The sequence below is a fragment of the Shewanella seohaensis genome (genome assembly GCF_023283775.1).
Lineage (GTDB): Bacteria > Pseudomonadota > Gammaproteobacteria > Enterobacterales > Shewanellaceae > Shewanella > Shewanella seohaensis.
The window spans coordinates 121,081-144,041 of record NZ_JAKILE010000009.1; the positions used below are offsets into that span (position 1 = coordinate 121,081).

19 protein-coding genes are annotated in these 22,961 nt (G+C 46.9%); 8 read left to right on the forward strand and 11 right to left on the reverse strand.

Annotation, left to right across the window (positions count from 1 at the left end):
- Window positions 1-12: 12 nt before the first annotated feature.
- Window positions 13-1,095, reverse strand: coding sequence for a DUF2066 domain-containing protein (locus tag L2713_RS12270; protein ID WP_248968094.1), 1,083 nt, complete (start codon window positions 1,093-1,095; stop codon window positions 13-15).
- A 215-nt stretch (window positions 1,096-1,310) separates the two neighbouring features.
- On the opposite strand from L2713_RS12270, the gene L2713_RS12275 reads away from it, so the two are divergent.
- Window positions 1,311-2,549, forward strand: coding sequence for a uracil-xanthine permease family protein (locus L2713_RS12275; RefSeq protein ID WP_248968095.1), 1,239 nt, complete (start codon window positions 1,311-1,313; stop codon window positions 2,547-2,549).
- A gap of 128 nt (window positions 2,550-2,677) precedes the next feature.
- Here L2713_RS12275 and L2713_RS12280 read toward each other — a convergent pair whose 3' ends face one another.
- Complete coding sequence (locus L2713_RS12280) at window positions 2,678-3,010, reverse strand: Grx4 family monothiol glutaredoxin (RefSeq protein ID WP_011622353.1); 333 nt, start codon at window positions 3,008-3,010, stop codon at window positions 2,678-2,680.
- A 226-nt stretch (window positions 3,011-3,236) separates the two neighbouring features.
- Here L2713_RS12280 and sodB point away from each other — a divergent pair, with 226 nt between their 5' ends.
- The 4 genes from sodB (at window position 3,237) to L2713_RS12300 (ending at window position 8,877) form a co-directional block, all read left to right on the forward strand.
- Window positions 3,237-3,821, forward strand: coding sequence for a superoxide dismutase [Fe] (gene sodB, locus L2713_RS12285; RefSeq protein WP_011622352.1), 585 nt, complete (start codon window positions 3,237-3,239; stop codon window positions 3,819-3,821).
- 251 nt (window positions 3,822-4,072) lie between these two features.
- Window positions 4,073-6,007, forward strand: coding sequence for a PrkA family serine protein kinase (locus L2713_RS12290; RefSeq protein WP_011716674.1), 1,935 nt, complete (start codon window positions 4,073-4,075; stop codon window positions 6,005-6,007).
- Window positions 6,008-6,072: 65 nt separating this feature from the next.
- On the forward strand, window positions 6,073-7,341 hold the full coding sequence (locus tag L2713_RS12295; protein ID WP_086904483.1) for a YeaH/YhbH family protein: 1,269 nt from the start codon (window positions 6,073-6,075) through the stop codon (window positions 7,339-7,341).
- Window positions 7,342-7,350: 9 nt separating this feature from the next.
- The gene (locus L2713_RS12300; protein WP_248968096.1) at window positions 7,351-8,877 is read left to right on the forward strand and encodes a SpoVR family protein; all 1,527 of its coding nucleotides are present in this window, start codon (window positions 7,351-7,353) and stop codon (window positions 8,875-8,877) included.
- Window positions 8,878-8,984: 107 nt separating this feature from the next.
- Here the strand turns inward: L2713_RS12300 and fadR are convergent, their stop codons facing one another.
- Window positions 8,985-9,710: a fatty acid metabolism transcriptional regulator FadR gene (gene fadR / locus L2713_RS12305; protein WP_109287603.1), complete on the reverse strand. Its 726-nt coding sequence runs from the start codon at window positions 9,708-9,710 to the stop codon at window positions 8,985-8,987.
- Between the two features lie 303 nt (window positions 9,711-10,013).
- Here fadR and nhaB point away from each other — a divergent pair, with 303 nt between their 5' ends.
- The 3 genes from nhaB to L2713_RS12320 all read left to right on the forward strand — a co-directional run bounded on the left by nhaB (window position 10,014) and on the right by L2713_RS12320 (window position 15,013).
- Window positions 10,014-11,615, forward strand: a complete 1,602-nt coding sequence (nhaB, locus tag L2713_RS12310) for a sodium/proton antiporter NhaB (RefSeq protein WP_248968097.1) — start codon at window positions 10,014-10,016, stop codon at window positions 11,613-11,615.
- 95 nt (window positions 11,616-11,710) lie between these two features.
- Window positions 11,711-12,238, forward strand: coding sequence for a disulfide bond formation protein DsbB (gene dsbB / locus L2713_RS12315; RefSeq protein ID WP_086904690.1), 528 nt, complete (start codon window positions 11,711-11,713; stop codon window positions 12,236-12,238).
- A 156-nt stretch (window positions 12,239-12,394) separates the two neighbouring features.
- Window positions 12,395-15,013: a PDC sensor domain-containing protein gene (locus tag L2713_RS12320; RefSeq protein ID WP_248968098.1), complete on the forward strand. Its 2,619-nt coding sequence runs from the start codon at window positions 12,395-12,397 to the stop codon at window positions 15,011-15,013.
- Between the two features lie 31 nt (window positions 15,014-15,044).
- Here the strand turns inward: L2713_RS12320 and L2713_RS12325 are convergent, their stop codons facing one another.
- From L2713_RS12325 to speA, 8 genes are all read right to left on the reverse strand, one after another.
- A complete protein-coding gene (locus tag L2713_RS12325) occupies window positions 15,045-16,010 on the reverse strand; it encodes a putative ATP-dependent zinc protease (protein ID WP_248968099.1) in 966 nt (321 codons plus the stop codon).
- A gap of 190 nt (window positions 16,011-16,200) precedes the next feature.
- Window positions 16,201-16,581, reverse strand: a complete 381-nt coding sequence (locus tag L2713_RS12330) for a SpoIIAA family protein (RefSeq protein ID WP_248968100.1) — start codon at window positions 16,579-16,581, stop codon at window positions 16,201-16,203.
- A 387-nt stretch (window positions 16,582-16,968) separates the two neighbouring features.
- Entirely contained in the window at window positions 16,969-17,325 is a 357-nt protein-coding gene (locus L2713_RS12335) for a DUF3802 family protein (RefSeq protein WP_011716665.1), read from the reverse strand.
- Window positions 17,326-17,485: 160 nt separating this feature from the next.
- A complete protein-coding gene (locus L2713_RS12340) occupies window positions 17,486-18,061 on the reverse strand; it encodes a YceI family protein (RefSeq protein WP_086904685.1) in 576 nt (191 codons plus the stop codon).
- Between the two features lie 150 nt (window positions 18,062-18,211).
- The gene (locus L2713_RS12345) at window positions 18,212-18,664 is read right to left on the reverse strand and encodes a YaiI/YqxD family protein (protein ID WP_011622341.1); all 453 of its coding nucleotides are present in this window, start codon (window positions 18,662-18,664) and stop codon (window positions 18,212-18,214) included.
- A 20-nt stretch (window positions 18,665-18,684) separates the two neighbouring features.
- Window positions 18,685-19,323 (reverse strand): pyridoxamine 5'-phosphate oxidase, encoded by a 639-nt coding sequence (gene pdxH / locus L2713_RS12350; protein ID WP_011622340.1) that lies wholly within the window; start codon window positions 19,321-19,323, stop codon window positions 18,685-18,687.
- 215 nt (window positions 19,324-19,538) lie between these two features.
- Window positions 19,539-20,510: an S-adenosylmethionine decarboxylase proenzyme gene (locus L2713_RS12355; RefSeq protein WP_248968132.1), complete on the reverse strand. Its 972-nt coding sequence runs from the start codon at window positions 20,508-20,510 to the stop codon at window positions 19,539-19,541.
- A gap of 280 nt (window positions 20,511-20,790) precedes the next feature.
- A complete protein-coding gene (gene speA / locus L2713_RS12360) occupies window positions 20,791-22,704 on the reverse strand; it encodes a biosynthetic arginine decarboxylase (protein WP_109287594.1) in 1,914 nt (637 codons plus the stop codon).
- Window positions 22,705-22,961: the final 257 nt, after the last annotated feature.

The window sequence follows — 22,961 nt, forward strand, 5'->3', positions numbered from 1 at the left end:
AACGAGGGAAGTTTAAGGTAACCGCCATTGATAGACAGTTTTACCCGCTGGGCTGGCACCGGCAGAAAACTCCCCTGGCGCCACCACCGAAATTCGCGGCTCTAGACTCAGTAAACGTTCAAAGTCGGTCTGAGAACCAAACAAATCCAAGGAAAAGGTTGCGGTATTACCTTGGATGCGCGACAGCGTCGCATTCTTCACAGCGCTGAGTTGCTTTAAGTATTTTTCAACTTCAACTAGCTGCGCCATTTTATCAATGTTCACGAAGGTCACACTGGCACCGACCTGTTCACCGGAATCGGCAATGGCGTACTTAGTGAAATAATAATCGCCGAGGGCGGCCATCATAGCGGTGATCGCCTGCGCGCTATTTTCTGCCGTACCATTAAAACTAAACAGTGGCGGCGTTAACGAGTCGATCGTGGCCTTGGTGTACAAATTCAAGCGGTAACGCACTTGGTTTCCCGCTGGTTCAATAGCGACCAGGGCTAAGAAGTCAGCTTGGTAACGTCCGGAGACGCTAGACACTATATCGGCAAACATGCCTTTAACATCATTCGGATTGATGCCCATCAACTCATCGAGGTCGAGGATAGGCAGTAAGACAGGAATGCCGCGCTCATCGGAGAAGGTATTGAATGCCTGACGCTCGGCTAAGGTCGATGAATCACTCAGTAAAATCGTGTCACCTTCACTTGGCATGGCAACCCAAAAGAGTGTCAGTGGACGCTGAATGCCCCACACGGGTAATTGGGCCTGACGTAACAGGGTGATAATGCGGCGATGCTCAAAGTTGGCTTTTAACAGCAGTTGGCCATTTTGCTCCACATAACCATATTGGCTCAGCAGTGCATCGGGATTGGCCAGTTGCGATTGGATAACGCCGTTATCCAAAGAACGTGCTGTCCCGGTATTCTTAATGATCACTTTTTCCAGCGCGGCTTTAAGGGCTTTATTCCGCTCAGGCACGGCGCGGGAAGCCACGGGCACATCGGCTTCATCTAATTTACTCACTTCAACAGCTTGCAGGCTATTAACGGTAAACAGGCAGTATAAAAACGCGAGTAAGCTTGGCTTTAATAGGAATTTCAGCATCTTTGAGTAGTTGAAGTAACGTCAGATAGTGCAAATTGTACCATAGTTAGCGCCTTTAGCGAGTCTTGGGGAGATTTCGACCACGGATTAAGTGCTGTCACTCGCTTTAGCAATAAAACAGTGATCCTTACCTACAATCGGGGCATTTTATAAGGAACATATAGCAACAAACTGTTATCATCTCACGGTTTACCCTAAATTTACGAGAACAATAAATGAAACGACTCGCTATACCACTTCAGGGCGCGCAAATGCTGTTTGTTGCATTTGGCGCCCTAGTGCTAATGCCACTACTCACAGGGCTTGATACCAGTGTCGCCCTGTTTACTGCGGGTATTGGTACCCTGCTGTTTCAGTTAATCACGAAACGCCAAGTGCCAATCTTCCTCGCCTCCTCCTTTGCCTTTATAGCCCCGATTCTTTATGGAGTACAAACCTGGGGGATCCCATCAACCATGGGCGGCATCATTGCCGCGGGTCTTGTGTATATTCTCCTCGGCGCGTTAGTGAAAGTGCGCGGCACCGACTTTATCCATCGACTGCTTCCACCTGTGGTGGTTGGCCCAGTGATTATTATCATTGGTCTAGGTTTAGCGCCTGTGGCGGTGAATATGGCGCTGGGTAAAAGTGGAGACGGCAGCTTAACACTCGTTCCCACCAATACCGCTTTGATTATTTCCCTCGCCTCACTCTGTACCACCATAGCTGTGGCTATTTTTGCCAAGGGCTTACTTAAAGTGATGCCTATTCTGGCGGGGATTGTGGTGGGTTATGGTCTAAGCCTTGCCTTTGGGATCGTGGATTTTGCGGTGGTTACAGCGGCAAGCTGGATTGCTATTCCGAAATTTGTCGCGCCTGAATTTAACTGGCATGCCATCGCCTTTATGATCCCGGTCGCGATTGCGCCTGCGGTTGAACATATTGGTGATATCCTCGCGATTTCCAATGTCACGGGTAAAGACTTTATGAAAAAACCCGGCCTGCATCGCACCTTGACCGGCGACGGCGTTGCGACAATTGCTGCAGCGGCCTTCGGTGGCCCCCCAAATACCACCTATTCGGAAGTGACTGGCGCGGTGACCTTAACCCGTAACTTCGACCCTAAGATCATGACTTGGACGGCGATCACCGCCATTACCTTGGCTTTTGTGGGTAAGTTAGGCGCCCTGATGCAAACGATTCCCGTCCCTGTAATGGGTGGCATTATGTGTTTGTTATTTGGTTCTATCGCCGCAGTGGGCTTAAATACCCTCATCCGTAATCACGTGGATTTATCCGAGCCACGTAACTTAAGTATTGTCGGCGTGACACTGGTTTTCGGTATTGGTGGTATGGCCTTTGGCATTGGCTCCTTCAGCCTCACGGGCATCAGCCTCTGTGGTATTGTGGCCATCACCATGAATCTGCTGTTACCTGCAAGCAAACACCATGAGCGTGACGCTGCATCACACTAAACGCGGTGAATAAGCGCTATAGCGCATCACTCATCGCCGAATTCTTGAGTTAGGATTCGGCAACAAAAAAGCCGCTAAGTTATGCACTTAGCGGCTTTTTATTATTCTTTCATCACTTTTGCGCGTGATTACTCTGCGGTTTTGTATTTATCAGCAGTCGCTTTGATTAACGGCTGTAATTCGCCTTTTTGATACATATCAACCACGATATCACAACCACCAATCAGCTCGCCTTCAATCCACAATTGTGGGAAAGTTGGCCAGTTTGCATACTTAGGTAATTCCGCACGGATATCTGGGTGCTGGAGAATATCCACAAATGCAAACTGCTCGCCGCAGTTGATCATGATTTGTGCTACCTGAGATGAAAAACCACAGCTTGGTAATTTAGGAGAACCCTTCATGTAAACGATGATTGGGTTTTCAGCGATCTGCTGTTTAATTTTCTCTACTGTTTCCATTTTAATTCCTAAGTACGATGACATTGACTCAATGCCGCTATTGTACGACAGCTAGGCACAGAACAAAATCCCACAGTTTGTAAGGTTATGCCCTACAATTAGTTTTTCGATGACGCCTATCTAATCAATTAGCCAAACAATGATTCACATCACAAATATTATCGGTACAATAGAGCGCAGTGAGCACGTTTAAAAAACGATAACCTAAGACCATGGAGAGATACTAATGGCTTTCGAATTACCCGCATTACCATATGCAAAGAACGCACTAGAACCACACATTTCTCAAGAAACCATTGAATACCACTACGGCAAGCATCACAACACCTACGTTGTTAAGCTAAACGGTTTAATCGAAGGAACCGATTTCGCAGGTAAATCTTTAGAAGAAATCATCAAGACTTCTACTGGTGGCGTATTTAACAACGCAGCTCAAGTTTGGAACCACACTTTCTACTGGAACTGCTTAGCGCCTAACGCTGGCGGTGAGCCAACAGGTCCTGTGGCTGATGCTATCAATGCTGCATTCGGTTCATTCGACGCATTCAAAGCACAATTTACCGATTCTGCGGTAAACAACTTTGGTAGCGCTTGGACTTGGTTAGTGAAAAAAGCCGATGGCACTGTTGCTATCGTTAACACTAGCAATGCTGCAACCCCTCTGACTGACAGCACTGTGACGCCAATCCTGACTGTTGACGTGTGGGAACACGCTTACTACATCGATTACCGCAACGTACGTCCTGACTACTTAGCCCACTTCTGGCAATTAGTTAACTGGGACTTCGTTAACCAAAACTTCGCTGGTTAATCGCTGCTAAATCATTTCGAAAAAGAGCCCAAGTGGCTCTTTTTTTATGGCCTCACAAATCACTCACCTCGCCCTTTTTGCCTAACACCGCCCAATCGCTACAAGTGCAATAATTGCAATTGCAATCATTTGTTATTGTTTTTATTTGATATTTTTTTGACACAGCTGGCAAGTTTGTGTCTAAGATTAGTGTAGGAAGCTGAAAAATCAGTTATCCATCCATGACATCACTGGCGTTTCAGGGGGTTTATATGGGCATTTTCGAGCATTACCAAAAGCGCTACGAACAAAAACTCGATGAAGAATACACTTTGCAAGAATACCTCGATATCTGCAAAGAAGATCGCAGTGCTTATATGTCAGCGTCCGAGCGATTACTGCTTGCCATCGGCGAAGCCGAAATTATTGATACCGCGAAAAATCCAACCCTAAGCCGTATCTTTTCGAATCGTCTCATCTCACGCTATCCCGCCTTTAAAGACTTTTACGGTATGGAAGATGCGATTGAACAAATCGTTGCCTACCTAAAACACTCGGCCCAAGGTTTAGAAGAATCGAAGCAAATCTTGTACTTACTCGGCCCTGTGGGTGGCGGTAAGTCATCATTGGCGGAAAAACTCAAAGCCTTGATGCAAAAAGTGCCTATCTACATTTTAAGCGCCAATGGCGTAAGAAGCCCGGTGAATGATCACCCCTTCTGTCTCTTTGATGTCGAAGAAGACGGCCAGCTGCTGCGGGATGAGTTTAATATTCCCACTCGTTATTTAAAAACCATTATGTCGCCTTGGGCGGTAAAACGTCTGCACGAGTTTGGCGGCGATATTTCAAAATTCCGTGTGGTCAAGGTCTACCCCTCTATCCTCGATCAATTGGCGATTGCCAAAACCGAGCCTGGGGATGAAAACAACCAAGATATTTCCTCCTTGGTGGGTAAGGTCGATATTCGTCAGCTAGAACATTTCTCGCAAGACGATGCCGATGCCTATGCCTATTCGGGTGCACTCTGCCGGGCAAACCAAGGGATGATGGAGTTCGTGGAAATGTTCAAGGCGCCCATTAAGGTGCTACACCCACTGCTCACCGCCACCCAAGAAGGTAACTATAACGGCACAGAAGGCTTATCCGCGCTGCCCTATAGCGGTATCATTTTAGCGCACTCTAACGAGTCAGAATGGTCAACCTTCAAAAACAACAAGAACAACGAAGCGTTTCTCGACAGGGTTTATATCGTCAAAGTGCCCTATTGCCTGCGGGTATCGGAAGAATTGCAGATTTACAAAAAATTACTGCAAAACTCCGAGCTGTCCCAAGCACCTTGTGCACCTGGCACCTTAGAAACCCTAGCGCAATTTAGTGTGCTCTCGAGGATCAAAACACCTGAAAACTCCTCCATCTACTCTAAGATGCGGGTCTACGATGGTGAGAGCCTTAAAGATACCGATCCTAAGGCCAAATCCTACCAAGAGTACCGCGACTACGCCGGTGTTGATGAAGGCATGAACGGTCTTTCTACCCGTTTCGCGTTCAAGATCCTGTCGCGGGTATTTAACTTTGACCACTCAGAGATTGCCGCTAACCCTGTACATTTGTTCTATGTACTCGAGCGCCAAATCGAGCAGGAACAATTCCCCGGCGATACCGCCGAACGTTATCTGGAGTTCTTAAAAGGCTATTTAATCCCTAAATACGTCGAATTTATCGGTAAGGAAATTCAAACCGCGTACTTAGAGTCCTACTCTGAATACGGCCAAAATATCTTCGACCGTTATGTCACCTATGCCGATTTCTGGATCCAAGATCAGGAATACCGTGACCCCGAAACCGGCCAATTGTTTGACCGCTCCGCACTCAATGCCGAACTGGAGAAAATCGAAAAACCTGCGGGGATCAGCAATCCTAAAGATTTCCGTAATGAGATCGTTAACTTTGTCCTGCGCGCCCGCGCAAGCCATGAGGGCAACAATCCACTCTGGACCAGCTACGAAAAACTACGCACTGTGATTGAGAAGAAAATGTTCTCAAATACAGAGGATCTACTCCCGGTGATTTCCTTTAACGCCAAAACCTCGACTGACGATCAACGTAAACACGATGATTTTGTCAATCGAATGATGGAGAAAGGCTATACCAAAAAACAAGTCAGACTCCTGTCTGAGTGGTATTTACGGGTTCGTAAATCCTCTTAACTTGCGCTCACTAAAAACGAGGCTTTGGTGTTGCCAAAGCCTTCGCTGGGGTTTGGGAGGTGCGTATGGCGAACTTTATCGATAGACGGTTGAATGCGAAAGGAAAAAGTACAGTCAACCGCCAACGCTTTATCAACCGATATAAGCAACAAATCAAAAAAGCCGTCAGCGATGCCGTCACGCGTCGCAGTGTAACGGATGTAGATAAAGGCGAAAAAATCAGTATTCCCACACGGGATATCAGTGAACCTATGTTCCATCAAGGCAAAGGAGGCGTAAGAGACAGAGTCCACCCAGGCAATGATCAATTCACCCGCGGCGATAAAATCGACAGACCCCAAGGTGGCGCTGGCGGCGGTGCGGGCAAAGGCGATGCCTCGGATTCGGGCGAAGGGAATGACGACTTTGTGTTTGAAATCTCAAAGGATGAATACCTAGAGCTGCTCTTTGAGGATTTAGAATTGCCGAATCTGCAGAAGAATCGCTTAAACAAGCTCGTCGAGTATCAAATCTACCGTGCGGGTTTCACCAATGATGGTGTACCAGCCAATATCAATATTGTGCGCTCACTGCGTTCCTCCTTGGCGCGCCGCATTGCCATGTCGGCAAGTAAAAAGAAATTGCTCAAAGAGTTAGAGCTGGAACTGGCAGAGCTTGAAAATATTCCAGGCACTAAAGCCGAGCTGATTTTGGATTTGAAAGCCCAAATCGAGGCGCTCAAGCAGAAGATTGCTAAAGTTCCCTTTATCGATACCTTTGACTTACGTTTCAACAACTTTGCAAGGCGCGAGGTGCCCTCAAGCCAAGCGGTCATGTTCTGCTTAATGGACGTCTCAGGCTCGATGGACCAAGCAACAAAAGATATGGCGAAACGTTTCTATATCTTGCTGTACTTGTTTCTCACCCGTACCTACAAAAACCTCGAGGTGGTCTATATCCGCCACCATACCCAAGCGAAGGAAGTGGACGAACATGAGTTCTTCTACTCCCAAGAAACCGGCGGCACGATTGTCTCAAGTGCATTGAAATTAATGCACGAAATTCAGCAGGCTCGCTACCCTGCCGATGAGTGGAATATCTATGCTGCACAAGCCTCTGACGGTGATAACTGGGCCGATGACTCTCCCACCTGTCGACAATTATTGGAGCAAAAAATCCTGCCGCTAGTGCGCTATTTTAGCTATATCGAAATCACCAATCGTGCGCACCAAACCCTGTGGCGCGAATACGAATCCCTACAACAACACTACGACAACATAGCGGTGCAACATATTCGTCAAGCCGAAGATATCTACCCTGTATTTAGAGAATTATTTAAAAAGCAGGCGGTTTAAGGGGGCTCTATGGGGATAAAAGAAGCAAAAACACGTACAGCCTTGAGCGACGGTCCCGACTGGAGCTTTGAGCTGTTACAAAGTTATCTAAAAGAGATTGAGCGGGTGGCGGCCATTTACAAACTGAACGCCTACCCCAATCAAATCGAAATCATCACCGCCGAACAGATGATGGATGCCTATGCTGGCATTGGCATGCCCATTGGCTATACCCATTGGTCCTTCGGCAAACGTTTTATCGAAACCGAACAGGGCTACAAGCGTGGGCAAATGGGGCTCGCCTACGAAATTGTGATTAACTCCAACCCTTGTATCGCTTATTTAATGGAAGAAAACACCATCACCATGCAGGCATTGGTGATGGCCCATGCCTGTTTTGGCCATAATAGTTTCTTTAAAAACAATTACTTATTTAAGACATGGACGGATGCAAGCTCGATTATCGACTACTTGGTGTTTGCCAAAAACTACATCAGTGATTGCGAGCAAAAATACGGTGTCGAGCAAGTTGAAAGCATCATCGATTCTTGCCACGCTCTGATGAATTACGGTGTCGACCGCTACAAACGCCCATCGGAAATCTCCTTTAGGGAAGAACAAGCAAGGCAAAAAGACCGCGAGGCCTACCTGCAAAGCCAAGTGAACGATTTGTGGCGCACCATTCCCACCCATCAACAGCAGCAACCCTCGACCACTAAGCGCCGTTTTCCCGCCGAGCCGCAGGAAAATATTCTGTATTTTATTGAAAAAAATGCGCCATTGCTGGAATCATGGCAGCGGGAGATTATCCGAATCGTGCGTAAGATGGCGCAGTACTTTTATCCTCAAAAACAAACACAAGTGATGAATGAAGGCTGGGCAACCTTCTGGCATTACACCATTTTGAATCATCTATATGATGATGGCGTGGTCACCGACCGCTTTATGATGGAGTTCTTGCAGAGCCATACTGGCGTTGTCGCCCAACCCGAATATAACAGCCGTTACTACAGCGGTATTAATCCCTATGCCCTCGGGTTTGCGATGTTTACCGATATTCGGCGCATGTGTGAGAATCCGACCGAGGAAGACAAAGCCTGGTTTCCGGACATTGCGGGCAGTAATTGGCTCGATACCTTACATTTTGCGATGCAAAACTTTAAGGATGAAAGTTTTATTAGCCAATATCTGTCGCCGAGGGTGATCCGTCAGTTCAAACTGTTTGGCATCCACGATGATGAGAAACGCAATTATCTGTCCGTATCGGCCATTCACGATGAGCAGGGTTATCAAGACATTCGCAATCTACTCTCGCAGCAGTACAATTTGTCGAATATTGAGCCTAATATTCAAGTACATAACGTTGAGATAAACGGCGACCGCTCCTTAACTTTAAGGTATGTCCCCAGTAATGATATCCCGCTCGCCAGCACCTATAAGGAAGTGTTAAAGCATCTGCATCGACTCTGGGGCTTTACCGTCAGCCTTGAGCAGTTAAATGCCGATACCAGCGTGACCTTGTTAGCCTCCTGCCCAGAGCAACCCAAGGCCGACTAAATATCAGTTTGATGAAAAAGCAAAAAGCCGTTTCTCAATGAAACGGCTTTTTATTTAATCCGACTTAAAACAGCTAACTTGCCACATGTAAGCTTCGGAATCGAAACTTATGAATTGCCGTCCTGCTGGGCAATCGAGGTTGGCATATCGTCACGCAATTGCAACCACATTTTGCCGCTGTTAATACCGTAGGTACGCATTAATGCGGGCACATCGATATAGTTTTTAGCTTTGGCTAATATTTCGAGTTCTTTATAGAAGTTCAACGCTAACTGGCGCGCCTCTGGGCTACTGAAATAGTAACGACCGACTCGGCTATACAGACCTTTAAAGCCATTTAAGATCAACACGTACAGCGGATTGCCTGAAGAGAAGGCTAAGGTGTGGTGCAACAGGTAGTCATACTCGGCGAAGGATTCGGCCGTGTCTTCTAATTGGTGAATTTGTCCGAGGACTTCCACCGCTGTATCTGGGCTGTTACGCAGCGCACCGCGAAAATAAATCGCACTCACATTGGTGCGAGCCGACAGCAATTGGTCCACCAGCACAGGGAAGCCTTCCGGGTTGAGATCCGCTATGGTCTCAAGAATGTTAAGGCCCGAGGTTTCCCAAAAATTGTTCACCCGAGTCGGTTTACCATGTTGAATTTTCAACCAACCATCACGGGCTAAGCGTTGCAGCACTTCACGCAGGGTGGTGCGTGTTACGCCAATTAATTCAGAAAGCTCACGTTCAGCCGGTAAAATGGACCCTGGGGGAAACTTATTTTCCCAAATCGATCTTACAATATACTTCTCTGCAAAACTTGCAGGTCCTTTGGCATTGATAATCATCAGCCCACTTTTCCAGTTGTTGTGCTTTATAATGGTCACTGATCATACCAGAGCGGTAAAAAATGGAAACCATTGACTGAGGCTCACCTTAAAATCACCGTACAATTGTCACAGAAATGTTCAAAAAAAAGACATTAATCAACAGCAATTGTGCCAATTTTGCCGATTAGCTCCGCTTTTTGAAATCTGGGTTTCAGTATCTCGTTACATTAGCATTCTCTTTAGGCTAGACTGATTTTCTAAAACAAATGCCAGAAACAATAACCTGTGCAATTTTAAAAGATAATTAGAAGAGAGGATGCCATGCCGATGACAATGAGTCAGGCGTTTATTGGGAACTTCTTAGGGAATTCTCCTAAGTGGTACAAGATCGCAATACTGTCGTTTTTAATAATCAATCCAATACTCTTTTTCTATGTCAGCCCCTTTGTGGCTGGTTGGGTATTAGTGCTTGAATTTATTTTTACCTTGGCAATGGCGCTGAAATGCTACCCATTACAACCCGGTGGTTTATTAGCGATTGAAGCTGTCGCCATCGGGATGACCTCTGCCAGCCAAGTACTGCACGAAATTGAAGCGAACCTTGAAGTATTGTTACTGCTGGTGTTTATGGTGGCCGGCATTTACTTCATGAAACAGCTGCTGCTGTTCGTGTTCACTAAGATGATCACTAAAGTACGCTCGAAAATCTTAGTGTCTTTACTATTCTGTTTGGCTTCTGCCTTCTTATCCGCCTTCTTAGATGCTTTAACCGTTATCGCCGTGATTATTACCGTGGCAGTCGGTTTTTACTCTATCTATCACAAAGTTGCTTCAGGTAAAGATTTCTCGGCCGATCATGACCATACCTCCGAAGGCAAAAATGATGAGGGTGAAAACCAGCTCAATGAAGACGAGCTCGAGTCTTTCCGTGGTTTCCTACGTAACCTATTGATGCACGCCGGTGTTGGTACCGCATTAGGTGGTGTGTGTACTATGGTGGGTGAGCCACAAAACTTAATCATTGCAGCCCAAGCAAACTGGCAATTTGGTGAGTTTGCGATCCGCATGTCACCTGTGACTGTACCCGTATTGTTCGCGGGTATCCTCACCTGCTTTGTGGTCGAAAAGTTCCGTTGGTTTGGTTATGGCGCCCAACTGCCGGATGCGGTGCATAAAATCCTGTGTGATTACGCCGCCTATGAAGATGCCCGTCGTACCAATAAAGACAAAATGAAGCTGGTTATCCAAGCCTTTGTCGGTGTTTGGTTGATTGCGGGTCTGGCGCTGCACTTAGCGTCTGTAGGCTTGATTGGTCTGTCTGTGATCATCTTAACCACAGCCTTTAATGGTATTACCGATGAGCATGCGCTAGGTAAAGCCTTCGAAGAAGCCCTGCCCTTTACGGCGTTGTTAGCAGTGTTCTTTGCAGTTGTGGCAGTAATCATCGACCAACAGCTGTTTGGCCCAGTGATCCAATGGGCACTGAACCATGAAGGTAACACCCAATTAGTGATCTTCTATATCGCTAACGGGTTGCTCTCTATGGTCAGTGATAACGTGTTTGTGGGCACGGTTTACATTAACGAAGTCAAAGCCGCATTGATTAACGGTCAAATTACCCGCGATCAATTCGACCTGTTAGCGGTTGCGATTAACACTGGTACTAACTTACCTTCGGTGGCGACACCAAACGGTCAAGCCGCGTTCCTGTTCTTATTGACCTCTGCCCTTGCCCCGCTGATCCGTTTATCCTACGGCAGAATGGTGTGGATGGCATTGCCTTACACTATCGTGTTATCGATTGTGGGTGTGATGGCCATCGAATCGGGCTTCTTAGAGCAGATGACCCAGTACTTCTACGACTCCCATGCGATACTGCACCACAGTGTTAAAGAAGCGTTAGCGCCTGCGACAGGTCACTAACATAAATATCGGAGTTGACTGAACTTTATGAGTTCAGTACAGTCAAAAAAACGCCCTACTTTCGAGGGCGTTTTTTATTGATATGGAGTTCATTTTTGACAGCACTCACTCGCTTTGCCCATTCCCGCGCATCTTGGTTCATTCTCACCGGCTCTGCGATTGCCCTCGAAGCGGCCGCCTTGTATTTCCAATACGTGATGAAGTTAGATCCCTGCGTCATGTGTATCTACCAGCGTCTCGCCGTATTTGGCATTTTGGCGGCAGGACTGATAGGTATGACAGCGCCTAAGTACCGCATCGTTCGCATTTTAGGCGCCCTTGGCTGGGCCGTCAGCGCAACCTGGGGACTAAAACTGGCGTTAGCCTTAGTCGATATGCAAAATAACCCTTCGCCCTTCTCGACTTGCTCATTTTTACCCGAATTTCCAGCTTGGATGCCACTCCATGAATGGTTCCCATCCGTGATGTTGCCAACGGGAATGTGTACCGATGTGCCATGGCAGTTTATGGGCGTCACCATGGCCGAGTGGATGGTGGTAGCCTTTAGTGGTTATCTGGTCGCACTGTTACTGTTTATTGTGCCCATCCTGAGCGGCTCGAATAAACCTTCGCTCTACAAATAATCTTGCTAAGGCAGACTAAGGTCTGCCTTATTTTTAGCTATAGCTGTCAATCTTTCTCACCGAAAACACTCAGTGAACTTTGATTTAAGCCAATGGCAAATAGACCAAAAAACGCTAAACTGGCTCCATGATAACGGCATTTGGAACGCGTAGAACATGGATAAACGGCCTCTCATTGAGCCTCAAGCACCGTTAACCCACTGGCAAAAGAGCCTGCCGTTTAAACTCAGCCTGATCCAACTGCTGATCGCCAGCATACTGATCTTCAGCACGGCGTGGGTCATTCTCAACATTCAGACCCAACAGATCAGCGAGCAACAAACCCTACTCAATCAAAACCATGGCCAAATCATCATTGCTAAATTGCAGGAAATGACCTCTCAAGTGGAAAATCAGGTCAATGCCATCAGTCAAATCGCCATGCTATATCGTTACGAACCCGAGCAGCTCAGTAAGAGCATTCCGGTATTACTCTCGATTGAAAATCAAAAGGCGATTATTTCAGGTGGCGGGATTTGGCCCGAGCCAGGGGCATTTGACCGGCAAAAGTTTCGCGACAGCTTATTTTGGTCGCACAATATTCACGGCGAATTAGTCGCCATCAATAGCTATAACGATGATAGTTTTCCAAGCTACCACACCGAAGAATGGTATCGGCCGACCCGCTATTTTCCCGTAGGAAAAATATTTTGGTCTAAATCCTATGTCGACCCTACCACCCATGAGCCTATGGTGACCGCATCGGGTGCCATGTGGATGGATCATCAGTTTATTGGAGCCGCCACGACCGACATCAGCCTTGAAAAACTCAATCAGCTCCTACGCAATACCATGCTCGATGTCAGTGGCTACGTGATAGCCCTAGACCATCAAAACCAAATCTTGGCCTCCCCAAATAGTGACAATCTGCCACAATCTTCCCACAGTACCACCCATGCCCTACAAGACTTCGATGAGTTGGCAAAAACCGAGACGGCCTTTAGCCCCATCGCCTCGGCACTGCACTTAGCCGACCGCAGTTTTATCGAACAAGCCGTGGCTGAGCGCGTATTTACCCAAGAGCAAATGGATAACCTCACCCGTCTAAGCAACGATGGGGAACGGCAGATGCTCTCCGCCATCGTCAATGACAATGCCAAAAACCAGTTCTTAACACCTAGACGAATCGCCTCGGTCTCATTGACTATGGACCCTATCCTCAAGGGGCCCTCACTGGTGTCTGTGTTTTTAATGCCCCACACCTACTGGAAAATTCTGGTCGTCACGCCCATCGCCCCATTACAGGACACGGCCAAAAAACTGATCGAAAAAGTCGGCCTCTCCCTAGTATTAATTCAGATGCTCGGCCTTATCCTGCTGTTTTTATTGCAGCATAGATTAATTATCGCCCCCATTATGGAGATGGTGCAGGCACTCAAACGCAATGATTCGGCCTCTATCGAATTAAAAGCCAAGGAGCGGCACGATGAGGTCGGCCTACTGGCGAAAAGCTTTTTATCCCGCACCCAACAGCTTGAAGTCGCCATGGCCAGTCTAGATGCCAGTAATCTCGCCCTTGAGCAGCAATTACTGACTCAACAGCATTTTCAGCAGGAGTTAAATCAACGTAAGGAACAATTAAGATCCTTACTCGATTTCTCATCCACCATCATTTACATCAAAGACTTAAACGGCAGATATACCTTAGTGAACAACAAATACTGCGAAGTCTTAGGGATTGAGCGGCGCAAGATCATCGGCGCCACCGACTTTGATCTGTTCCAAAACTCACTCGCCCAACAGTATCAACAGAACGACCAAAGGGTCACCCATAGCCACGATGCCCTGCATTTCGAAGAAGCCATTCCCTCCCTCCGCGGTGAGGTTATTTATCAAATGAGTAAATTTGATATTCGCGACGATGAGGATAACTCCATGGGTGTCGGTGCCATTGGCTTTAATGTGGACTTGAAAAAACGCCAAGAAAAAGAACAAGAAAAGCTGCTGCAATCGCAATTAGCCCAGCTAAAAGATGAGCAGCGCAAGACCCAACTCTCGCAGCAAGAAAATAGCCAGCTCAGGGAACAGCTCGCGGCGATTCAAGCTGAGATCAATCAGCAAATCCAACTCAACTTGAGCAAACAACAAAGTCAGAAACTGATGCAGAATTTCCTAGCCGACGTCATGAGCCAAATGATGCAAGAGCAGGACAAACTCCTCGCACAAATCTGCCAAGTGCGCCACAAGGATGATGACAGCCATCAAGCCCAAGTGGTGCAATTGATGAGCCAACAAGCGGCCAGACTCAGGCACATATCGCAGCTGTTTACCGATCAGCATAGTGAGATACGCCCGCTGCATTTAGCTCAGTTTATCAATCAATTATTGAGCTTATTACAGCCACAACTGCTGAAAACTCAGGTTAAAGTCAAGCTAGAATGCGACGAGCAATTAGTAGTCGATGGCAATGCTTGGCAATATTTGCAGTTTTTCTATCGGCTTATCAACAACACCTTGCATCATGCCTTTAAAGAGCATATTCAAAACAGAACCTTAGCATTAACGCTTGAAAAGAAAGACGGCGAGTTTCAGATGCAGCTTAAGGACAATGGTGTAGGGATATCAGTCGCGCACCTTGAGCAACTAAAACAAGAAATGCAACAAAACCAATGTATTGGCACACTGACTTGCATTAATCTATGGATAAAAGAAGAGTTACATGGCGAGCTTAAGGTAGAGAGTGAGCTCAATCGTGGCACTCTGATTGAGTGCCACTGGCCATTAGCTGCGGTATAGCCACGGCTAAGTGCAAGCCCATTGAAACAAACTAGTCGCTAGACTTATCGAGGGTCACATCCACCAGATAATGGCCCTGTAACCAATTACGGCCAATTAAAAGTTTATTGGACATTTGACTGCGGTCCTTAAGGTTCACTTTGACGGGATACTCATGTCCCGGTTCGCCTAAGGTCAATTCGACCATATAACGCACTTCACTCCCCTGCGCGTTACGGATAAGCGAAGTATCGACAATCCGTGCCCTTAACCGCTTTTCCTCTCCACGCTCATTTTCGGTAGTGAAATTAAGCCACTTGCCGATGTTGTTATCCATATTGATAGGATCTTCATCGTCAATCTTGAGATCAATCGCATGCAGGGAGTTTTCAACCGCCCCCGTATCGATGCGCGTTTTAAAGGTCAGCCCGGCCTCTTTCACTTTGATTAACGCTGTCGGGCCAATAAGACGTTTCTCGGCCACATCGACAACATAACGGCCCGCTAACCAATTACGCCCGATCAGTAACTTGTAATCCATATGGCTTCGGTCACGTAGGTTAACGGCAACCAGACGGTGTTGGCCCTCAAAACCAATGTCTAACTCGACCAAATAGCGGACTTCACTGCCTTGAGCGTTATTCACTGTGGTGGTCTTTAGGATTTTCGCCGCTAAGCGCCGCTGCTCGCCCGCCTCGTTTTCGGTGGTAAAATGCAGTGTCTTACCAATGTTATCCTGCATCTTGTCGGATGCACCGCCTTCAACTTGCAGATCGATGGCATGTAATGAGGTGTTCGCCGCCCCCGTATCAATTCTTGCCTGAAAATCCAGTTGTGCGGCCAATAGGCGCATCTTCTCTGATTGACCAATAATCGCCTTAGTGTCAGTAGATACAGCGCTCTGCGCAGGCGTTTGCACCTCTTCACTGACTTTACCGCAACCTGCAAGGCTCAAACTTGCGATAATGGCGCCTAGCAATAATGTGGTGCAGCGACCGACACTCTGATGTTGTAACATCCTCACTCCTTATCTGAACGATGACGAGCATACAGCATTGAGCCCATCACCTAGGTCGATGTAGGGGGCTAGTGATAGCACAAAAGCGAAGGAAAAGAGCCGAAAAACACTAAGCTGAGGGCAAATACAGCATTTAAGTCAATGAAAAAACAAGGAGTAGTCACAAGTTAACACACAATGGTTACAGCCGTTACACCTCTGCCACTTTCGCTTCGTCTAACCAAGCTTTCGCCAGCCCGCGCTCATGTTCACTAAAAACCTTTACCGGGCAGGGCAACATAAAAGCCAGTGTATTGACCATAGCTCCTAGGCTTTGCATGTCAGCAATCATCACCACCCGCGAAAAATCACTAAAATGAAACACACTGAGTAAAGCATCATCCCAGAGTGCACCCACGGTAATGCCAATAAAGTCGGGGCTGAACTCGTACCATAAACGAAGACTCGCATGATCCTGCAACTTGGCCTCAATCGCGGGAAGCAGTAAGGCTTCGATATCCCCATAGGTGACTTGACCCGACACCACAATGGTCAGCATATCTTCGGCATAGCTTGGACGTATGGTTAGCATTATGCATCTCCCTTGATATCGCACGAGAAAATACGGCTATAGAGTAAAGATATACCCTGTAAATGAAGATGCTTGAAAAGTGGGAATTATTTTACTCAAACTTGCGGGAAACTGATGCGATGGCAGGTAATTACGAGATGAGATTGTAAGGTTCGCAAGACTTGCGTAAGCATTGCGCGATAAGACAAGCCCCATTGACTTCACACCTTCAGAGCCTGCACGAAAAGCATCGACTGGTGCCCAAACAACCCACAGGCCGAAGTAACACATTAAAAGTGAAGAAATGATGAGGGATAACAGACAAAGTAACTAACTAGCTAACAAACAAACGGATAGGACTAACCCAAAAGATGAGGTTAATCCTAAGGTTAAGCTTAAGCGAAGGTATTACACATGGACTTGAATTTTCGCGATTTCTTGATCGAATAAATTCTTGATAAGGCCAGAAAACTCGGTGATAAACAGCGTTTGCTCTGGCGTGGCTCTATGATTCGCCACTGAGGCTAAGATTTCCTCAAGATCGTACACAATCGCATCGACCTCACGGATAATGGTGTTTCGTTCGGCAAAAGAGAGGGAAGGATTTTGACCGCAGACCATAATAATCTGTGCGGATAATTGCTCTTCGAACAACTCCATCACAGTATCGTCGGACACATTTTGGGTATCGGGCGTTTCGAACAAGCCAAGATGCTCAGTCAAATACTGGATCAAATGCATGTAACCGTCTTTATCTGTGACCATTTTTTACCCTTCACACACCAAAATCTATCGCCAAAGGCGACACTGAAAAAACAAAACCCACATCTAAAGTGGTCGATATAAAGATTTACACGTCAGCCACTCGCTAACCATATCGCGAACAGGAGAGCTGACGTATTGATCTAAACCAATCTTATCGCTGTTACTTTGTTAAGGTTAGTACAAACGACACAGGAACGGCTTGGCTAATACTAGATAAACCTGCAATATCACGCAATTTATCCACACCCGAGACCAAATCGAACTCGTTAGCATTGACTATTATCGGCTGAAAACTGCTAACCATCAGTTTATTATCAGATACTTTGGTTAAAATTACCGAAAAAGTTTTCGTTTGTTGCTTTCCATGGAGGGAAATTTTTCCATCGATGTCGGCAACTTTAGTCTCACCGACGGCTAGATCTTTCAACATCTTGGTATCCACCTGCGAGCTTAACTTCAACTCGGGATACAAGGACACTTCAAACAACAGGTTTTGCATACGCTCATCGCGCACATCGATACCAGTCGCCACACTCATCAGGGGAATGGTTAATTCAAATTGACCATTATCCTTAAGGACACCATTGAGTTGCTTAAAGTGATGAACCTCAGCGATATCACCCTTTTTTACCGACACGAAGCTGACTCGAGAGTCCTGCTCCATTACTTGCCACTGGGCCGCACAGCTAAAACTAACCAGCGTCGATAATGCTGCAATTCCTATCCATTTTTTCATCGTATCCATCCTCAATCAGTGAGAGTTAAGGCAAGGCGGTCCCCCTGTGACACAGAAGTCCCCGCCGTATCCTTAGAAAATCTGTGATAAAGATCACCTAAGTCTCGCTAAAGATACTCTTTTTCTTGTTTAGCGACTAGTTAACTATCGTTAAACTCGCACCAGCCACTTATCTAAACTATTGGCAAAAGCCTGTTTATCCGCAGCCGATAAGGCATCAGGGCCACCGGTATGCACGCCCGATGAACGTAAATCTTCCATAAAATCGCGCATCGTCAGTTTTTGGCGAATATTGTCCGTAGTGTAGAGTTCGCCGCGGGGATTAAGCGCCAGCGCGCCCTTTTCAATCACTTGCGCCGCCAACGGGATATCGGCGGTGATCACTAAATGCGTAGCCTCAACATGGTCGACAATGTATTGATCTGCCACATCAAAACCTGAACCAACACGCACTTGGCTGATATAAGGCGATGGTGGCACCCGCAGCATTTGGTTCGCCACCAGCACTAGCGGCAGCGACTTACGCTCAGCCGCGCGAAATAAAATCTCTTTAATCGGGTTTGGGCAGGCATCGGCATCGACCCAAATCTTATACTGTCCCACGCTTACGCTCCTAAAGACCATTAAGGTGCTAAACGGTCAATGACCCATTCATCCGCTTGGCGAGTATAGAGAAAACGATCGTGCAGTCTGTGCTCCCCGCCCTGCCAAAACTCGATGCTCGAGGGTTTGACTAAGTAGCCGCCCCAAAAACTCGGTAAGGGCACATCGCCCTTGGCAAATTTGGCTTTCATTTCAAAGAACTTACCTTCGAGCACTTGTCGCGCGCTCAGCTTACTCGACTGCTGTGACACCCAAGCGGCTATCTGGCTATCCTTAGGACGGGTCATAAAGTATTTCAGCACTTCGGCGGTAGAGAGTGGCTGCGCCTCACCGAGAATCGATACTTGGCGTTCAATCGGATGCCAAGGGAAATGCAGACTCACCTTATTATTGGCTGCGATCTGCTGCGCTTTTCGGCTACCTAGGTTAGTGAAGAACACAAATCCCGAGTCATCGAAGCGTTTTAATAGCACAATTCGCTGATAGGGCTGACCATGCTCATCGACAGTGGCAACACACATCGCCGTGGGATCGCTCAGCTCGGCATCGCGAGCTTGCGTCATCCATAACTCGAATAGCTGCATGGGATTTTGGGGTAAATCGGCGCGTCTTAGACCGCCTTTGGTGTATTCGCGGCGAATATCACTGAGATCTGTCATAGGGTTTCCTTTTACAAGCGCACAATGATTGCCATCGGTGCAATCCGCTGATAATGCAAGTTTACCATGCCTTACTCGCAATTCGCTGCTCTGTTATTACGCCGTCAATAAAAAAGCCAAGGCCGTTAACCTTAGCTTTTTATTGATAATCCAGCGCTTAAGCGTGGTAAAAAGATGGACTCAAGCAGCAATGGCGAGCTCACCAGAGTCTGCCACTACATAAACTCGGGCTGTAACACTTGGGTTTCGAGTTGTTGATAATGACTAAAAATAATCTCCCCACCTGATGCTGTGGTGACCACGGCTTGGCCTAGACACAGATGAGCAGGGAATCCTTCGGTAACGATAGGCTGATTAAAACCAATCAAATCCCAACTCGTTGGGGAGAATCCATTGATTAATCGCGCCACAACGGGATGGGGGTAAGTCGCTATATCGAGATTAGTCTCGAAGCTCACATAGGAATGCTCCCCTTGCCCCATCGATGGGGTGATATGCAAGGTAACATAGTCAGTCCCGCGTATCGCATTCAACGAAAAACCAGCAGGCTGAAAACAATGCATATCAAACTGAAAATCGGGAAAGAGTTGCTGAAATCCAAGCCGCTGATAAATCCCCTGCTCGGTTTGTGTTGGCAGCTTGAGATAATCGGCAAGCTCGCCACGGATGTGGTACATCATCAGTTCAAGGCAAGTCTCGGTTGAGGGCATAACTTGGCTATCTGTACAAAACAGATCGCCAGGACAAAACTGATTGTCACTACAAAACAAATAGTGATGATGTGAATCTAAGTGGCCCACTCGAAAGGCTTTCCCGGGAATCATAGTTCGCAACTTAGCGATATCGTCCGCAAAGCTCGTGCTTTGTAGCTCAGCTTGGTATTCATTCTTGCGCTGATAACAGAGCGCGGCGATGTGTTCCACGCCTAAGGCGTTGATAAAATGGCAGGCGGCATCAACCAGCGTGCTATTTCCGCAGGTGAGCAGCAGAATCTTATCATCCCAAACGAACAGACTGGATTCACTCAGCAGATAGGCATCGCAGGCATGATTACTGATTGTGGACAGGATTTCCGCATTGGCGCAGGCCACTAAAGTTGACCAAAAGCCGTACTCACGTTGGCGCAATGACGCCATCTTGGGAGTGAGTCTGATCTCAAGCTTTTTTTCCGCGCCTTCAAAAAACATCAAACCGTTCGCCTCATCTTATCCCTGTATTTGGGCATCTATTGATATAACAGTCATTAATGGTTCGCTGGCAACGCTGACTTAAGTGAACGCACGCATTTTAAGACTAGTGACCCATCAATTTCGCGCGGCTATTTTTACACGACTGACGCCGCAATAAAACCACCGTGCTTGCTTTTACAAGGTGACAGCTATGCAACTCGCGAGCAAAAAATACGGGCTATAAAAAACAAAAGTCAGCCTAAGTGTCCCTAGGCTGACTTTTTTAACACACTCAATATTAAGAAAAATCTTCTAAATAAGTGTAGCCTTTTAGGCCCACTTGTAATTCTTCTAAAATTTGAGCGCGTTCGTCTTCGGCAATGTGCTGATTCACTAACTCTTCGTAAGTACGCATAAAGTCAACGGCATCTAAGTTAACATAGCGCAGTACGTCAGCAACCGTATCACCGGCAAGGACCGACTCAATGTTGGTCATACCGTTCTCTTCGATGCTCACCACCGCAGAGTTGGTATCACCAAACAGGTTGTGCATATCACCTAAAATCTCTTGATAAGCACCAACCATAAAGAAGCCCATCAGATAAGGACTTTCAGCGCTCCAAGCCGGAACGGGCAGCGTGGTTTCAATCCCTTGGCCATCTACGTATTGGTCAACAATACCGTCAGAGTCACAGGTGATGTCCAGCATCACGGCGCGGCGCTCTGGCGCTTTGTCTAAACCAGACAATGGCAGCACAGGGAACACCTGATCGATACCCCAAGCATCCGGTAACGATTGGAATAAGGAGAAGTTAACGAAGAACTTATCGGCTAACTTTTCGTTTAACTCATCGATAATAGGTCTGTGGTAACGGTTTTTAGTGCTTAACAAACCTTGAACTTCGTGACATACACGCAGGTTAGCTTGCTCAGCCCAGGCACGTTCCGCCAAGCTTAATTGACCTAAAGCAAATAGCGATTGCGCTTCTTGCAGGTCACTTTGGCTATCGTGGTAAATCTCAATCAGTGCACGTTGATCGGCGCGGCCGCTGATCTCGGTCCAAGATTGCCACATGTTGTGCAGCAGTTGTGGCGACTCCTCCGCTGGCGGCTGGATTTCTTCTACCTGATAGGCTTCAGTACCAATCACATCGGTGATCAACACGGCATGGTGCGCCGTTAAGTGACGGCCAGATTCTGAAATAATACGTGGCATTGGTTGTTCGTATTCATTACAGATATCGGTAAGCACGTTCACAATGTTGTTCGCGTATTCGCTTAAACCATAGTTCATTGAGTTGTTACTTTGGCTACGGGTGCCGTCGTAATCCACCGCTAAACCACCGCCGACGTCGAAGCAGTTAATGCTGGCGCCTAACTCACGTAATTCACAGTAGAAACGCGCCGCTTCGCTCACACCTTGACGAATATCGCGGATGTTGGCGATTTGCGAACCTAAATGGAAGTGCAATAACTGCAGCGAATCCAACATGTCGTTTTCTTTTAACTGATCTACCACAGTTAAAATCTGCGCCGCAGATAAACCGAACTTAGACTTTTCGCCGCCGCTGGCCTGCCACTTGCCTTTACCTTGGAAGGCAAGGCGAGCACGTAGACCTAAGCGAGGTTTCACTCCTAAGCGCTTAGACTCGGCCAACACCATCTTCAGCTCAGACAGTTTTTCTAAAACGATGTAGACCTTATGGCCTAACTTTTCACCAATTAAGGCTAAACGAATGTACTCGTTATCTTTGTAACCGTTACATACGATCACTGAACTGGCTTTCTGCGCCATGGCCAGTACGGCCATTAATTCTGGCTTACTGCCGGCTTCTAGGCCTAATTGTGGAACTTCTTTTGATGCTTGGCTCGCAAGGATCTCTTCTACCACAGTTTTTTGTTGGTTTACTTTAATGGGGTAAACCAGCAAATAGTCCGCCTGATACTCATATTTTTGTATCGCTTGGTCGAATGCTTGGCACAAACTGTTCACTCTGTGGTGCAGAATTTGCGGGAAACGAACTAATACAGGTAAAGCGACCCCTGCTTTAACCATGTCTTTTGCTAGCTCATTTAAGCCAATCTTGTGATCAGGATTCTTAGGATCCGGCGACACTGTCACCTCACCTTGGTCGCTGATCCCATAAAACCCTTGGCTCCAGTGGGTAACGTTGTACCCAGCACGAGCAGCATCAATAGACCAATCATTCATTTTTATTTAGCCCGTCTATAAAAAAATGGGTTAAACGGCCACTGCATTCTTGCGCGACCGCCCGTTCGACAAACCCAGGTAAAACATATACTTACCTGACATACAATTAGGATGAATTCACCCTGTTTAATGCAGCAAAATCAACCCAGCAGAGGTGACATTGATGCGTTTTTCCTTAACGCAGCCGGGGGAAACCCCAGGTTCTTATTACACTGGCGATGGTAGGAGATTTCGTTCATATCACCTTTTATCGCCAA

What these genes read in the sequence shown, in the direction of transcription:
- L2713_RS12270 (WP_248968094.1), bottom strand. Translation starts at nt 1,095, where the DNA reads ATGCTGAAATTCCTATTAAAGCCAAGCTTACTCGCGTTTTTATACTGC.
- L2713_RS12275 (WP_248968095.1), top strand. Translation starts at nt 1,311, where the DNA reads ATGAAACGACTCGCTATACCACTTCAGGGCGCGCAAATGCTGTTTGTT.
- L2713_RS12280 (WP_011622353.1), bottom strand. Translation starts at nt 3,010, where the DNA reads ATGGAAACAGTAGAGAAAATTAAACAGCAGATCGCTGAAAACCCAATC.
- sodB (WP_011622352.1), top strand. Translation starts at nt 3,237, where the DNA reads ATGGCTTTCGAATTACCCGCATTACCATATGCAAAGAACGCACTAGAA.
- L2713_RS12290 (WP_011716674.1), top strand. Translation starts at nt 4,073, where the DNA reads ATGGGCATTTTCGAGCATTACCAAAAGCGCTACGAACAAAAACTCGAT.
- L2713_RS12295 (WP_086904483.1), top strand. Translation starts at nt 6,073, where the DNA reads ATGGCGAACTTTATCGATAGACGGTTGAATGCGAAAGGAAAAAGTACA.
- L2713_RS12300 (WP_248968096.1), top strand. Translation starts at nt 7,351, where the DNA reads ATGGGGATAAAAGAAGCAAAAACACGTACAGCCTTGAGCGACGGTCCC.
- fadR (WP_109287603.1), bottom strand. Translation starts at nt 9,710, where the DNA reads ATGATTATCAATGCCAAAGGACCTGCAAGTTTTGCAGAGAAGTATATT.
- nhaB (WP_248968097.1), top strand. Translation starts at nt 10,014, where the DNA reads ATGCCGATGACAATGAGTCAGGCGTTTATTGGGAACTTCTTAGGGAAT.
- L2713_RS12320 (WP_248968098.1), top strand. Translation starts at nt 12,395, where the DNA reads ATGGATAAACGGCCTCTCATTGAGCCTCAAGCACCGTTAACCCACTGG.
- L2713_RS12325 (WP_248968099.1), bottom strand. Translation starts at nt 16,010, where the DNA reads ATGTTACAACATCAGAGTGTCGGTCGCTGCACCACATTATTGCTAGGC.
- L2713_RS12330 (WP_248968100.1), bottom strand. Translation starts at nt 16,581, where the DNA reads ATGCTAACCATACGTCCAAGCTATGCCGAAGATATGCTGACCATTGTG.
- L2713_RS12335 (WP_011716665.1), bottom strand. Translation starts at nt 17,325, where the DNA reads ATGGTCACAGATAAAGACGGTTACATGCATTTGATCCAGTATTTGACT.
- L2713_RS12340 (WP_086904685.1), bottom strand. Translation starts at nt 18,061, where the DNA reads ATGAAAAAATGGATAGGAATTGCAGCATTATCGACGCTGGTTAGTTTT.
- pdxH (WP_011622340.1), bottom strand. Translation starts at nt 19,323, where the DNA reads ATGACAGATCTCAGTGATATTCGCCGCGAATACACCAAAGGCGGTCTA.
- L2713_RS12355 (WP_248968132.1), bottom strand. Translation starts at nt 20,510, where the DNA reads ATGTTTTTTGAAGGCGCGGAAAAAAAGCTTGAGATCAGACTCACTCCC.
- speA (WP_109287594.1), bottom strand. Translation starts at nt 22,704, where the DNA reads ATGAATGATTGGTCTATTGATGCTGCTCGTGCTGGGTACAACGTTACC.